The organism is Bradyrhizobium sp. AZCC 1578 (assembly GCF_036924675.1).
In the GTDB taxonomy this organism is placed as follows: Bacteria; Pseudomonadota; Alphaproteobacteria; order Rhizobiales; family Xanthobacteraceae; genus Bradyrhizobium.
Map to the genome: position 1 here is coordinate 2,576,612 of NZ_JAZHRZ010000001.1, position 12,858 is coordinate 2,589,469.

Annotated in this window: 12 protein-coding genes; 4 read left to right on the plus strand and 8 right to left on the minus strand. The window is 61.4% G+C overall.

All coding sequences use genetic code 11. From position 1 onward, the window contains the following. Positions 1-25: 25 nt before the first annotated feature. Both V1290_RS12430 and V1290_RS12435 read right to left on the minus strand, forming a co-directional pair. Positions 26-775, minus strand: coding sequence for an SDR family oxidoreductase (locus V1290_RS12430; protein WP_334369009.1), 750 nt, complete (start codon positions 773-775; stop codon positions 26-28). 280 nt (positions 776-1,055) lie between these two features. Further along, positions 1,056-2,627, minus strand: coding sequence for a winged helix-turn-helix domain-containing tetratricopeptide repeat protein (locus V1290_RS12435; protein WP_334364668.1), 1,572 nt, complete (start codon positions 2,625-2,627; stop codon positions 1,056-1,058). 500 nt (positions 2,628-3,127) lie between these two features. Here V1290_RS12435 and V1290_RS12440 point away from each other — a divergent pair, with 500 nt between their 5' ends. Both V1290_RS12440 and V1290_RS12445 read left to right on the plus strand, forming a co-directional pair. Next, a complete protein-coding gene (locus tag V1290_RS12440; protein WP_334364669.1) occupies positions 3,128-3,790 on the plus strand; it encodes a DoxX family protein in 663 nt (220 codons plus the stop codon). 29 nt (positions 3,791-3,819) lie between these two features. Continuing rightward, a complete protein-coding gene (locus V1290_RS12445) occupies positions 3,820-4,566 on the plus strand; it encodes a class I SAM-dependent methyltransferase (RefSeq protein ID WP_334364670.1) in 747 nt (248 codons plus the stop codon). A gap of 1 nt (position 4,567) precedes the next feature. Here V1290_RS12445 and V1290_RS12450 read toward each other — a convergent pair whose 3' ends face one another. Genes V1290_RS12450 through V1290_RS12470 form a run of 5 tightly spaced genes read right to left on the minus strand, consistent with a single transcriptional unit; the run spans position 4,568 to position 9,294 of the window. Then, the gene (locus V1290_RS12450; protein ID WP_334364671.1) at positions 4,568-5,341 is read right to left on the minus strand and encodes a glycosyltransferase family 2 protein; all 774 of its coding nucleotides are present in this window, start codon (positions 5,339-5,341) and stop codon (positions 4,568-4,570) included. Further along, positions 5,338-6,417: a radical SAM protein gene (locus tag V1290_RS12455; protein ID WP_334364672.1), complete on the minus strand. Its 1,080-nt coding sequence runs from the start codon at positions 6,415-6,417 to the stop codon at positions 5,338-5,340. Before V1290_RS12455 ends, V1290_RS12450 begins: the two co-directional genes overlap by 4 nt. After that, complete coding sequence (locus V1290_RS12460) at positions 6,414-7,787, minus strand: glycosyltransferase 87 family protein (RefSeq protein WP_334364673.1); 1,374 nt, start codon at positions 7,785-7,787, stop codon at positions 6,414-6,416. Before V1290_RS12460 ends, V1290_RS12455 begins: the two co-directional genes overlap by 4 nt. Next, complete coding sequence (locus V1290_RS12465) at positions 7,784-8,488, minus strand: TIGR04282 family arsenosugar biosynthesis glycosyltransferase (RefSeq protein ID WP_334364674.1); 705 nt, start codon at positions 8,486-8,488, stop codon at positions 7,784-7,786. Before V1290_RS12465 ends, V1290_RS12460 begins: the two co-directional genes overlap by 4 nt. After that, positions 8,485-9,294 (minus strand): nucleoside phosphorylase, encoded by an 810-nt coding sequence (locus V1290_RS12470; protein WP_334369010.1) that lies wholly within the window; start codon positions 9,292-9,294, stop codon positions 8,485-8,487. Before V1290_RS12470 ends, V1290_RS12465 begins: the two co-directional genes overlap by 4 nt. 316 nt (positions 9,295-9,610) lie before the next feature. Between V1290_RS12470 and V1290_RS12475 the strand changes: the two genes are divergently transcribed. Further along, complete coding sequence (locus V1290_RS12475) at positions 9,611-10,756, plus strand: acyl-CoA dehydrogenase family protein (RefSeq protein ID WP_334364675.1); 1,146 nt, start codon at positions 9,611-9,613, stop codon at positions 10,754-10,756. Between the two features lie 122 nt (positions 10,757-10,878). Continuing rightward, entirely contained in the window at positions 10,879-11,724 is an 846-nt protein-coding gene (locus V1290_RS12480; RefSeq protein WP_334364676.1) for a phosphate/phosphite/phosphonate ABC transporter substrate-binding protein, read from the plus strand. A gap of 48 nt (positions 11,725-11,772) precedes the next feature. Here the strand turns inward: V1290_RS12480 and V1290_RS12485 are convergent, their stop codons facing one another. Further along, positions 11,773-12,819, minus strand: a complete 1,047-nt coding sequence (locus V1290_RS12485) for an Rv1681 family radical SAM protein (RefSeq protein ID WP_334364677.1) — start codon at positions 12,817-12,819, stop codon at positions 11,773-11,775. Positions 12,820-12,858: the final 39 nt, after the last annotated feature.

The window sequence follows — 12,858 nt, forward strand, 5'->3', positions numbered from 1 at the left end:
GATTTGCGGGCCTTGGTCGTGCCCGTCACTGGCGGAGCCCGGCCAGCCAGTCCTCGAAACGCACGGCGCCGAGCCGGGGATTCTGGCCCGGCGTGAGAGACCGATCGTCCAGTTTTGCTCCGAAATAGCGAGCATGGATGTCGGCGACGACCTTGCGCGGGTCCTTTGTCGCCGCCAGATATTGCCGGGCGAAGTCATCGAGACTGAACGGTTCCGGTCCGGCCAGCTCAACGATGCCGTTGACCGGAACGCCGAGCGTGACGTCGGCCAGGGCGGCAGCGACGTCGTCCGAAGCCACGGGCTGAAACAGGGCAGGCGACAGCCTGACGATTTGTCCATCAGCAGAAGAATCGACGATCCCGCCGACGAACTCGAAGAACTGGGTCGCGCGCAGGATCGTGTAGGAAATCTTCGAGGCCTTGATCAGGCTTTCTTGCACCAGCTTGGCGCGGAAGTAACCGTTTTCCGAAAGGCGGTCGATCCCGACAACGGACAGCGCTACATGATGGCGTACTGAGGCGGCGGCCTCGGCGGCGAGAAGATTGCGGCCTGAGGTTTCGAAGAATTTCAGAACCGCGCGGTCCTCGAAGGAGGGCGAATTTGCAACATCGACGACAATCTCGGCGCCCGAAAGCGCCCTGTCGAGACCCTCGCCCGTGATCGTGTTGACGCCCGTACGGGGAGATGCCGCGATCACCTCGTGGCCTTTCTGACGGAGCTTGCTCGCGAGCTTCGTTCCGATGAGCCCGGTACCGCCAATAATGACAATCTTCATGACTTTCCCTCGACTTTCGGGCCACCAATGGCCTTGCTTGTGAAAGCGAGGGGAGATTGCGCCCAAGCTGGCCGAAAAGCCTTGCAGCCATGTTGGATTGCGATTGGATTTACCTTGGAAATTTGTCCAAGCGGCGCGCGGAAGCGCCAATTTCATTTGAAGATTATTGTCTGACGCCAGCAGGCGAGAACTCAAAGACGATTCGGACGCATCCCGGTTGGACCGCGGCTTTTCGATCTTCTGATCTTTCGGGGGGTAGAAGCAGGAGCAAGCGGTGCCGTTACTCCGGCAATCCCGCTCTTCGCAGGCCTTCCACCGCTACCGCGAAATCCTTCGGTTGGACCAGCAGCCAGTCATCGAGCTTGCCAATGCGCAGCGTGGGATCGAGCCGACGCACGTGGTGCATGGCTTGTCGCGCTTCGTCCTCCCGGCCTGCCAGCGCATGGCTTGCGGCCATAAAGGCCGCTACCCGCAGGACATTCGGTACCTCCCGCCATGCCATCTCTAAACAGGCGACAGCCGCATCAAATCGCCCGGAATACAAATGCCCCATTGCGATTCCGGTCTGCATTTGAAATGTCTCCGGATCCAGCGGACTGAGGCGCATGGCACGCGTGAAATATTCGATCGCACTATCATGTCTGCCAAGGGAAATTCGTTGGTACCCGCCGAGGTACCAGATCGTCGAGAGATTGGGATTGAGCACCATGGCCCTATCGACATAGGTGACGCAACTTTCGAGGTCACCGCCAAAATGAGGCCATGCGTGCCCGCCTCTGATCAGAGCGACCGCGTCATTCTTTCCCAGCGTCACGGCGTGTCGGCACAATCGCGCAGCCTCGTTGCCGTCTGCCTCGCGATCGTTGAGCCAACGATTCATCTTGCGCCAGTAGTAGCACCACGCCGCCATTCCATACGCGGAGGCGAACTCCGCATCGAGCTCGATCGCCTTGTAGAATAGAGGCAATGCCTCATCGAGGCCGGCCCTGCTCGCAAGGTGAAACTTGGTCAATCCACGCAAGTAATAGTCATAGGCGTGGAGGCTTTCGGTCGGCTTTCGGCTCGCACGCTCGATTTCGGCAAGCTCAAGCTGCGGCGCGATCGCACTAACGACGCCTGCGGCGACCGTGTCCTGCAGTTCAAAGATGTCGTCGAGGGTGCCTTCGAAACGCTCGGCCCAGAGATGCACGCCATTGGTCGCATCAATGAGTTGCCCGGTGATGCGCACCCTTGTTGCCACCTTGCGCACGCTGCCTTCAAGCACATATCGCACGCCCAATTCGCGCCCCACCTGTCGGACATCCACGGCCCTGCCCTTGTATGTGAAGCTCGAATTCCGGGCGATAACGAACAGCCAGCGTATCCGCGACAAGGCCAGGATGATGTCCTCAACAACACCATCGGCGAAGTACTCCTGCTCGGGATCACCGCTCAGGTTCTGAAACGGCAGGACTGCAACCGAGGGCTTGTCAGGAAGAGACGGCTCCTGGCGCTCATTCGAGTTAGCCTGCTCCACGTTTCGGACGATGGCGCTATCGGGGCCTCTTGCCTCAACCTCGCCCACGAATCGGAGGCCCTTGCGGGCAATCGTTCGGATCAGGCGCTGTTCCTGGCCGCTATCGCCGATCGCTTTGCGCACCGCGTTGATATGGCTGGTGAGCGTTGATTCAGAGACGATGCGCCCGCTCCACACGGTGTCCAGCAGTTCATCCCTGGTGACGACGCGGTCGCGGGCTTGCACCAGGTAGACCAGCAGGTCGAACACCCTTGGGCCAATTGCAATTGCGGCCGAGCCGCGGGTGAGCTCCCGCCGATTAAGGTCGAGTACGTAGTCGGCAAACAGGAACTGCACCTTGGGCCCTTTGGTCGCATGCACGGGTGGCGAACACTGCGGCATAGCGCCAAAGCACCACCACCGGCAAGTCAAGGCATTGAGACCACGTTAATAATCGGTAGTATACTTGGATTTCTTGAAGCAGCACGATTCGCTTTCGGTCCTGCGATCGGGCCACAAGGTACACGGGGCGTCTTGTAGACATCGCGCCTCCGAAGCTCGGCCAATTTTGTCCCTTGCGCTCCAGGTCCCTCAAGAGACACGCTCCAGCGGTCATGAGAATTTCCAGTCCTCAGCGAAAAAGGATTGGGCCAATTCGCCGGGATACAACCGCCTAACTACGGTCTCCTCGATAGGAGGCCTTTTTTCCTTTCCGATGTCGCCTGTGACGCGCCTTCTGCGTAATAACCACGCGTTCTACTGCGTAATAACCTGGTAGGCGCCCTCGACGCCCACGCGGCGGTGCGCCAACTGGCCGATAGGCAGAGCAACTATTCAATCCTTTGGAGCACGCGCCTATGCCCAAAAATCCCTTTACCGATGTCTGGCAGTTCCTGACCGCGACCACCGGCGACTATCTTCAGCTCGGCAACTGGCGCTTTCTGATCCTGGCGCTGTTCTGGGCGCTGCTGCTCGCCGGCATTGCGGTGGCCTTCCAGAATTGGCGGGAGGATTCGGCGCAACGCACCGGCCGACATCTTGGAATCTGGCTGGTCCGGGTCCTGATCGGCTGCATGTGGTTCGAGGGCATGTTGTGGAAACTCCCGCTGCCCGTGTCCGGCGGCCTGCAATACTGGACCGAACAGGAAACGACCCGCGCGGCGTTCGAGTTTCACGGCGCCTTCGTGAAGGATATCGTGTTGCCCAACATGAATTTCTTTGGGCCAATTGTTTTTCTTGCCGAGCTTGCGTTCGCCACTTCGATGATCCTCGGGCTTGCGGTACGATTTGTCGGCGTGCTGGCCCTCGCCTATACGCTGCAACTCTGGCTCGGCATTTATCGGCCGGGCGATCCGGCCGAGTGGCCGTGGTCGTACATGTTCCTGGCCATGCTGATGTTCCTGTTTGTGGTCGAGGGCGCCGGCCGCAGTCTCGGCCTTGATGCCTGGTTGCGCCGCAAAATCCCTACCGTGCGCGATGGGAAGGGACCTATTGGCTGGTTCTTCAACATCGCCGGTTAGTCGTTGTCGTTCTACGTGGGGAGACGAGCATGATGGCACTGGCCCGCGCGGTGACGCTTCTTGTGGGCCTAGGCCTAGGCGCAAGTTGCGGACACGCCGCTGACATTGGCTATCTTGCTCCGCCGGGTGTCCCTGCAAAGGAGTTTCCCGCGCCTCAGCGCCCGGTTGCGCAAATCGTCAGCCCAGGCCGGGCCTCCGAGCAACACCGCGATTCCCTGAATGAGGCGGGTGAGATCGCCCGCCTTCTTGAACTCAAGCCAGGCATGACCGTCGCCGACATTGGTGCAGGCAGCGGCTACCACACGGTGCGTCTCTCCGGTCTCGTCGGTCCCACCGGCGCCGTCATCGCCCAGGACGTCACGCGAAGTTACCTCATCGCGCTCGCCAGGCGAACGCAACGCCTGAGGCTGACAAATGTCACATTCGCGCTGGGCAAACCACACGACCCGCGCCTTCCCGGCTCCTCGCTCGACGCTGCCATCCTCGTGCACATGTATCACGAAATAGCTCAGCCCTACGCCTTGCTCTACAATCTGGCGCCCGCCTTGAGGTCGGGCGCGCGGGTCGGAATTGTCGACCTCGAGCGTCCGACGTCGGAGCATGGCACGCCGATCGAGCTGTTGCGTTGCGAACTGACCGCCATTGGCTATCGCGAGGTCGCCACACATCAGCTCGCAGGCGACGGCGGATACCTGGCGGTGTTTTCGCCACCGGAGCCACGGGATCGAAAAGCCCCCCGGGACATCGTTGCTTGTCGGGGTGCCGGCACTCGCTGATCTAGCCGTGCCTCTCTCCCGGATCCCTTTGGTGTCGCAGCTCAATCGCGAGGCGAACAAATGTCGTCGAAATCGACCAAGCTGCCTTGATGCCGGCAATGAGATTGCCGGAGACCTTCGATACCCCACCGATCCGGCGCCGCTGCCCCACGGCGATCTCAAGTGCCGGCAAGCGAGCGGCCGCAACCCGAATCAGCATTTCCAGGTTCCAGCCATATGTCTCCTCCTTCATACCGAGATGTCTGAGCTCATCCCGCCGGATGGCGCGAAACGGCGACAGGTCGGTGAAGCCTACGCCATAGACGAGGTGCAGGAGCAGCCTGGCGACATGGGCCGCGAGGAGCTGCTGCGGCGCCAGGCTGCCGGATTCGCGTGAACCGCGAACGCGCGAGCCGACAACGAAGATGGCCTGCCCAGCCACGATCGGCGATACAAGATCTGAGATGCGCTCTGCCGGATCACTGCCGTCACCGTCGAGAAAGACCAGAATGTCGGCGTCGTCGCGCACAGCGGCGATGCCTGCCTGGATGGCGCGACCGTAGCCACGTCGCGGCTCGGCAATCACGCGAGCTCCGGCGGCCCGTGCCCGCTCGGCCGTGCGGTCCCGCGAGCCGCCGTCGACAACGACGACTTCACTCACGTTCTGTGCCAGCACTGCAGCTACGACCTGGCCGATTGCCGTTTCCTCGTCCAGGCATGGAATGATCGCCGAAACGACTGGCGGTTGACACAACACGGACCGCTTCCCGCCGATCCCGTGGGTCACCTCTTTCACAGGCTCCAGCGCAGGCCGCAATTGGCGCAGCTCTTAGGCGGCTTGTCCGATAGCAGGGCCGCACGAAACTCCCGATACGCGGACCCGTTCCAGATGTCGTGTAAGGACTGCTGCCCTGCATGGCCAAGCGTGTAGTTCTCGTAGCCATGTTGCGAAAATGGCGCGATGCAGCATGGCAAGGCGCGGCCATTGGCCGTGAAATACATCAACGACCACGGCCGTCGGCAGAGCGACCACGGCGAACCGTCACCACTGCCCTTTAGGCTCAGTCCCGGCTCGGTTGCGGCGCCCGACGCGCTGAAGGTCACGCCGAGGGAATGCGCCAGATCCTCCGCTTCTTTCAAGTAGGCCGCTTCTGCCTGCGTCAGGCGCTCGAACAGGGCCTGATCCGGTCGCGCCATGCCAATGGCGGATTCAGTGAAGAATACGAGCCGTTGCAGATAAACCTCTTTGACACCGATCTCCGCCGCAACTTTCACAAATGCAGGCAGTTGCTCGACAGTCTCTTTCAGGCCGGTGAGCCAAACGGAAACTTGCGGCCTTGCGAACCCCTCCCGCTCCTGTAGCTCGCGAAATGCGCGAACATTGCGGACAATCCGACCGAAATAATCCCTGCCACGGATCGCCTTGAAGCTCTCGCGGTTTGACGCGTCGAGCGATACACGCAGCTCATCAAGCCCGGCGTCAATCAGAGCACGGCCGTTGCGCTCACTGAGCACCGTTCCATTGGTGTTGAACAAGACGTAAACGCCGCGCTCTTTCAGGTATTTGACCATTCGCGGCAGGTTCGGGACCAGCATCGGCTCGCCAACGCCGTGCAGAACCACGCGCGCCAGATCGGGAAGCTGGTCGACAATCGACGTGAACAAATCCCAGCTCATGTCTGCCGGCGGCTCGAGCTCCTCGTAGGTGCGAGGACAGGTGGTGCACAGCAGATTGCAGCGGTTGGTGACTTCCAGATAAGCGCAGACCGGCGGACGCTGGGCAACCTCGGTGCGCTCGCCCGTGACCGTCTCGTGATAGCGGCGCGGATCGAACGGCGCGCCAGTGCCCTGCACTTCGCCGGAAATGTTCATTGCGATGCCCCGGAATCTGCAGTCCGCTGCATGCGGGCCCTCCACGCCGTAAAGGCGCAAGCCAGGAAAAGACCTCCGAACAGAATTGATTTGCTCACAATTCTCGGAATGTAGAAATCCCAATCGAGCTGTTCGGACAGCAACAGCGCTCCGATCGAAACGGCCCAGGTAGGCGCCGATCCACACAGGGCGACAAACGGCATTATAATGAGAAAATGCCAGGGATAGTTGGGCGACAACAACAGAAGCGTGAGAAGTAACAGCATGTTGATGTCGGCAAGACGGAATGCGATGCTGTGATGAGAGCTGCGGGCCACGGAGAGCCCCGTGAACCAAAGAGCCAGCGCGGCCAGTGCAACGTAGGCGGCAACATCACCTTCATGATAGCCAAACACAAGGCGCCAAAGTGACAACAGCCAGAGATCGTTGCCGCCACTGATCCCCTGTTCTGTCAGATAGCCTTTGGTCAGGAATCCGAGAACTCCCGAGCCGACCGACAGATAGGGAAGATAGCAAAGCGCGACGGTAGCGATCACGACGAGCGGCATCTTAACGTCCCAAGGGCGCCAGATCCCGGCCAGCACCGGCGCCGCATAGGGCTTCACCAGCACCGAAAACGCGATCACGACGGCTCCGCGGAGAGCGTGGCCGGTCAGGGCAATCCACAGGCCCAGCAGCATCAGCGCAACCATCAGCGCGTCGACATGGCCGTTGTTGGCAATCTCCCACACAGGCAGCGGATGCCAGAGATAGGCAACTACGCGCGTCACCGGGCGGTCCATACGCCGCAGCAGGACCACGATCAGTATCACCGTGACGGACTCGCACGCCAGCAGCGCGAGACGCATCGTCGTCACGCTCTCGCCGATCCGCGTGACAATGAGGAAGAAGAATTGCGCCACGGGAGGATAGATGGTTACGGCGGTATCAGCCCGGTTGATGTGAGGAAAGACCATCCTGTCGCGCAGAAACGCCAGCGACTCATCGGCTGGCATGAAGCGATAAGGATTGATGCCTGCGGCCTGAATCCTGCCATCCCAGACGTAGCGATAGACGTCGCTGGACAGAAGTGGATCGAACAGCAGCACATAAGCTCTCAGCGCGATCCCAAGTCCAACGATAAGCCATAGTGCGCGACCAGTTGGCGAACGTTCCGCCAGACCTGTCGCTACGATCGTCAGCAGACCTGCAAGGATGCTCAGAGCAATGAAGGCATTGTCGCCAGCAGCCTCGAAGGCATAAGGAGTCACCAGGGTAAGACCGCACAAGACAACTCCGATGCCGGCCAACAGGAAAAGTGGAGACATCTTGTGGTCGGAACGCATCAGTCGACCGAATTGACCGGCGATCGCTCCTGGCATGGACTTCATTGGCTTACCTGCGGCGCGTCCTTCAAAAAGGCCCGGCTCGCCGCGGCAAATCCGCCGCCGCGAAAGCGGGTCGAATGCCCGGCCAGCTCGTCCCGCAGCCACCGCAAGGTTTCGATATCGTCGACATCGTACCATTCCGGTAGCAGGGTCGTAGCAAGCCCGATTTCGGCGGCGCGCTCGCAAGTACTGCGAGCCACGGTTTCCGTTCCCCATGCGATCTGCGTAAACAGGTGCTTGTGCGGGTGCTTCAAGCCGATGAGATAGTAGCCACCGTCGCTTGCTGGCCCAAGCACCATCCGGTCTCCGGGCGCGCGCACGGCCTCAATAGCCTGTACCAGCAACTGGATTGGCAGCGTCGGGCTGTCGCCATTGACGAGCAGGACACAGTCATGTCCGGCGCCCAGGAACGCGCGCGTCGCGCCCAACAACACATGCCCCAAATCGTCGCCAGCCTGTAGCAACAGTCCGAACCCTGCCGGAAGCAGTTGCCGCATGACGTCTTCGGTGCCCGCCGGCGCGTAGATGCCATAGCCGCGCCTGCCGAGCGCCTCAGGGACCGCCTCGATTGCCGCGGCCACGTCGCGCAAAAAGCAGGCGGACAGCTCGGAAGCGGCAACGTCGCCAATGACCGTCGCAAGTCGCGTCTTTGAGCGGCCGGGCAGCGGCGCCTTGCATACAATCCCGATCGCCGCGACGCTCATGGCAGCCGTGACCGCAGGCGATCGGCGGCGATCGCGATCAACTGCAGCGCGTCATGGCTGCCGTCTGCTTCGCCCTTTTCAAAATCCCCGTCGACGCGCCCCATTTGATTTGTCACATGTGCGAAGCACAGGACGGGCTTTTGCCTGACTTGTGCGAACGCATAGAGCGCGGCTGCTTCCATTTCGACTGCCATCAGATTCCTTTTGACCATGGCGTCGATCGCCGGCTGGGTCTCGCGGAACGGCGCGTCGGTTGTCCAGGTCGCGCCTGTGAGCACCGGCACGGGAAATCCACCGAATGCGCCGTCGAGCGCCGCGATCAATCCGGCATCCGCATCCGAATAGTCGGACGGCGCCATGTAGTGATAGCTGGTGCCTTCGTCGCGCAGCGCGCGTTCGATGATGATGAAATAAGGCGGCGGGCGCGTCGGCACGATCTGTCCGGAGGACGTGACGCTGATCAGGAGCTTGCAGCCCGATGCGAACAATTCCTCGGCGATCAGCACCGCGTACGAGGCGCCGACGGCGCAGCCGACAATTCCGAACTCAATCCCGTCGCGACTGAAGCTGTAGAGCTGCGTGTGATAGCAGGCCCATCCCGCTTCAAGCCGGGCCTCGCCACGGGCGAGCAGGCTGCGCACGATGTCGCCGTCCGGATCGAGGATGCAGATGTTCGGGATGCCGGCGTCAATAATCCGCTTTTGCCTGCGCGCTTCGCGCAGCAGATTTTCCGGCGTGAAGGCGGACGGCTGCGCATAGTGCTTTTGCGCGAGGATGGGCGGGACCCCGCCCTCATTGACTGCCATCACCAGACAAGCCTCGTCACCCGGTTGCCGGTCATTGGTAGCGTTCTCTCCGACAACGGGCAAGTTCTCCGCAACAGCGGGCAAGCGCCGCCAAGGTTTCGGCGACGTCAAAAAAAGATTTCAGGTGGTGTAACAAGATGGCCTTGAAGAACGTAATAACCGCGGCCCGTACTCGCTGCTGGCACGGCAAGGGCTTGCCATGCCCCAAGCCAGTCGTGTTGATCCGATGGTGCGCGTGGCGTAGCATTGGTCGCAAGGGTAGCGGATGCGATATTTTCGAACTTTGGTACGCAACACCTAAGCGTCGAGGGTCGCCATGAATCACGAGACCGCAGTTTCGAATGCCAAAGAAATCGCCGATCGCATTCTCGCACCGGCGGCCAGGCAAAACGACAAGGAAGCTCGATTTTCGTCCGAGGCAATCGCAGCGCTCGGTTCGGCCGGATTGCTGGGGGTCATGCTGCCCACCGAGGTCGGCGGGTCGGCCCTGGGACCGCGGACGTTCGCTGCCGTCGTTGCGACGCTCGCAGAAGCGGACGCGTCCGCCGCGATGGTTTATTTGATGCACATGAGCGCTACCGCAACGATCGCGGCGGCCCGTCCGGGTGCCACGGTTGCGCAGACGCTAAAGGATATTTCAGCCGGAAAACACCTAACTACCCTGGCATTCAGCGAAGCCGGATCGCGCAGCCACTTCTGGGCGCCCGTTTCGCGAGCGAAGCGCAACGCCGCCAACGTGCACCTCACGGCCAAGAAATCATGGGTGACAAGCGCCGGTCACGCACAAAGCTACGTCGTCTCGGCGATCGCGCCTGAAGGGCAGAGCCCAACGGATTCGACCATTTATCTTGTCGCCAGTGACACGGCCGGACTGTCGGTTGCCGGCCCGTGGGATGGTCTCGGGATGCGCGCCAACGCTTCCGCGCCGATGATGCTCGATGATTGCAAGATTGAAGCCGATCTCCAGCTCACGGACGACGGCGCCGGATTCAAGGCGATGCTGGAGGTCGTGCTTCCGCTATTCAACCTCGGAACATCGGCGGTCGCGCTTGGTCTTTGCCGGGCTGCGGTGTCGGGGACGGCAGCACATCTCAACGGCGCTCGCTTCGAGCATTTGGGCCAGACGCTCGGCGAGAGCCTGCCGACGCTCCGCGCACAGCTTGCAACGATGCAGATCGACACCGATGGGCTTGCAGCGCGCATCGACGATCTCGTTGATCATCTTGAGCGCCCCCGAGACACCACTATGCTGCGTGTGCTGGAGAGCAAGGCGGCGGCGGGTGATGTCGCCATCGCCGTCACCTCGGCGGCGATGCGGGCGTGCGGAGGCGCTGCATTTTCCAAGCATCTGGCCATCGAGCGATTGTTCCGCGATGCACATGCAGGCGCCGTCATGGCGCCGACGGGCGATGTGCTGCGCGAGTTCATCGGCAAAGCCGTTTTGGGAATACCGCTGTTCTAGTGGTCCGATCCCAACATTCGCATTCCATTCGGGACCAGGTTTTCGAACGTTGGGATCAAAGACCACTGGCAAACTATGGTGATCGCATTTGGAATATTGAGCCCGAGAAGCGAGATGCAATCATGAGCCGGACGATCTGGGTAGGCGCCGTCGCATATGACCCGAAGGTGGTTGGCATCTGGGAGGGCATGCGACGCTACTTTCACGAGGAAGCGGGCCTCGCCGTCGAGGTGGTGCTGTTTCAAAGTTACGAGGCGCAGGTCGCTGCCCTCCTGGCCTCGCCGAGCGAACGGCTGCCGCGCATCGACATCGGATGGAATACGAACCTCGCCTATATCCAGGCCGATGCCTGGAGCGACCATCGCTGCCGACCGATCGCGATGCGCGACACGGATGTGGGCTGGATGACCAAGATCGTGGCGGTCACTGGCGGCCCGGTGGCGAGGCTTGCCGATCTCAAGAGCCGCACCCTCGCTCTCGGCAGCCGCGACAGCGGCCATGCGGCAATCCTCCCGGTCTATTTTCTGCACCGTGAGGGACTGGTTGAGGGGAAGGACTACCAAACGCTGCGCTTCAACAGCGACGTCGGCAAGCACGGCGACACGGGTACAAGCGAGTCCGAGGTCGTTCGCGCGGTGCTCGACGGCCGCGCCGATGCGGGCGCAATCGGCAGCCCATTCTGGAACGCGGTGCGTACCGAGCGTCTCGTGCCGCAAGGTGCGCTGACCGAGATCTGGACCTCGCAGCCCTATAACCACTGCATGTTCACGGCGCGATCGGATCTGGACCCCGCGTTGGAGCAGCAGTTTGCCGAAGCATTATTTGGGATGAGCTACGATAACCCGGCCCATCGTCCTGTGCTCGAAGCGGAAGGGTTGCGCCAATGGATAGCACCGCAGCTTGAAGCGTATGCGCAGTTACGGGAAGCGTCGACGCAGCAAGGTTTCCTAACGCGGCCTTTGGCCTAGCAGCCGAGCCAAAGGCCCGATCCAGCGTTGAGTGAGCTCCGCGCCTTGTCAGGCGCAATTGAAAATCATCGCCAACCTGCGCTGATGTTCGGATTCGCGATCGAAGGCGCGGCGCACGGCTGCGAAGGATTCGGCGAGCGGAAAGATTTCACGGCTGACCAGCAGGTCGTCATCCTCGGCTCCGACGGGATGCCAAAACACGCCCTCCGCCGTAATCGTCATCTCGGGAACCAGATCTGCCCTTGCCAAAGCGATGCCCTGCGTGGCGGAGCCTCGCAGCGCAATCCGCCTGATCACCCGGTTCTCCTCGCTAATATGATGAGCGTCAAGGAAGCTGCGGAACTCATCGGCCTCTGCGTCAGTCGACACTGTAGCCGCCAAACGCACCCGGAATCCTTCAGCGCGGGCCCGTTCGATTCCCTTCCAGGCGCGTGCCCATGTCCCCTTTCCTCGATGGCTGTCGTGGCGCTCCGGCGTGGGACTGTCGAGACTAATCTGGAAGGTTACGCGCTCGCGCGGCAACGAGCGCAGCGTTGCGAGCCGACTCCCGGCAAACAGCATGCCGTTGGTGAGAACTGTGGTCGGCGCCGCCGCAGCGCACGCGGCAATGATCTCGCCAATATTCGGCAGCATAAATGGCTCGCCGCCGGTAACAAAAATCTCCCTGACGCCGAGCTCCGGTGCCTCGGCGGCGATCTGTCGCACCCGCTCGATACCGAGGGCCCGCCGCGGAGCTTTGGGTGACGAGCGTACGCAACAATAGTCGCAGCTCAGGTTGCAGTCGAAGTTGGTATAAAGCCACAGGCGAGAGCCGACGAGCCGATCTTCTGCGACGTTCTCGGGAGCCTCTCCGTACCGGAGCACCCAACGGGTGCGACCTTTTTCGACGGCTGTGTCGACCAAACTGTTGCGGGTGAAACGACACCATGCCTCGAGCTCGGGGCCGATGCTCGGATCGCCGCTGATCACGGCCACCAGATCGCCTTTACGGATTCGGCGGAGCGCAGCTATCAAATCCGGCAAGAGACCCGAGGCAAATGTCTTGCTGCCAGCATCGAGTTCAACGTTTGCGTTCGTTCTCATGAACAAACCCATGGTCCTACAGACGTTCCGCGCGGACCGCACCAGCTTCGC

What these genes read in the sequence shown, in the direction of transcription:
- V1290_RS12430 (WP_334369009.1), bottom strand. Translation starts at nt 775, where the DNA reads ATGAAGATTGTCATTATTGGCGGTACCGGGCTCATCGGAACGAAGCTC.
- V1290_RS12440 (WP_334364669.1), top strand. Translation starts at nt 3,128, where the DNA reads ATGCCCAAAAATCCCTTTACCGATGTCTGGCAGTTCCTGACCGCGACC.
- V1290_RS12445 (WP_334364670.1), top strand. Translation starts at nt 3,820, where the DNA reads ATGATGGCACTGGCCCGCGCGGTGACGCTTCTTGTGGGCCTAGGCCTA.
- V1290_RS12455 (WP_334364672.1), bottom strand. Translation starts at nt 6,417, where the DNA reads ATGAACATTTCCGGCGAAGTGCAGGGCACTGGCGCGCCGTTCGATCCG.
- V1290_RS12460 (WP_334364673.1), bottom strand. Translation starts at nt 7,787, where the DNA reads ATGAAGTCCATGCCAGGAGCGATCGCCGGTCAATTCGGTCGACTGATG.
- V1290_RS12465 (WP_334364674.1), bottom strand. Translation starts at nt 8,488, where the DNA reads ATGAGCGTCGCGGCGATCGGGATTGTATGCAAGGCGCCGCTGCCCGGC.
- V1290_RS12470 (WP_334369010.1), bottom strand. Translation starts at nt 9,294, where the DNA reads ATGGCAGTCAATGAGGGCGGGGTCCCGCCCATCCTCGCGCAAAAGCAC.
- V1290_RS12475 (WP_334364675.1), top strand. Translation starts at nt 9,611, where the DNA reads ATGAATCACGAGACCGCAGTTTCGAATGCCAAAGAAATCGCCGATCGC.
- V1290_RS12480 (WP_334364676.1), top strand. Translation starts at nt 10,879, where the DNA reads ATGAGCCGGACGATCTGGGTAGGCGCCGTCGCATATGACCCGAAGGTG.
- V1290_RS12485 (WP_334364677.1), bottom strand. Translation starts at nt 12,819, where the DNA reads ATGGGTTTGTTCATGAGAACGAACGCAAACGTTGAACTCGATGCTGGC.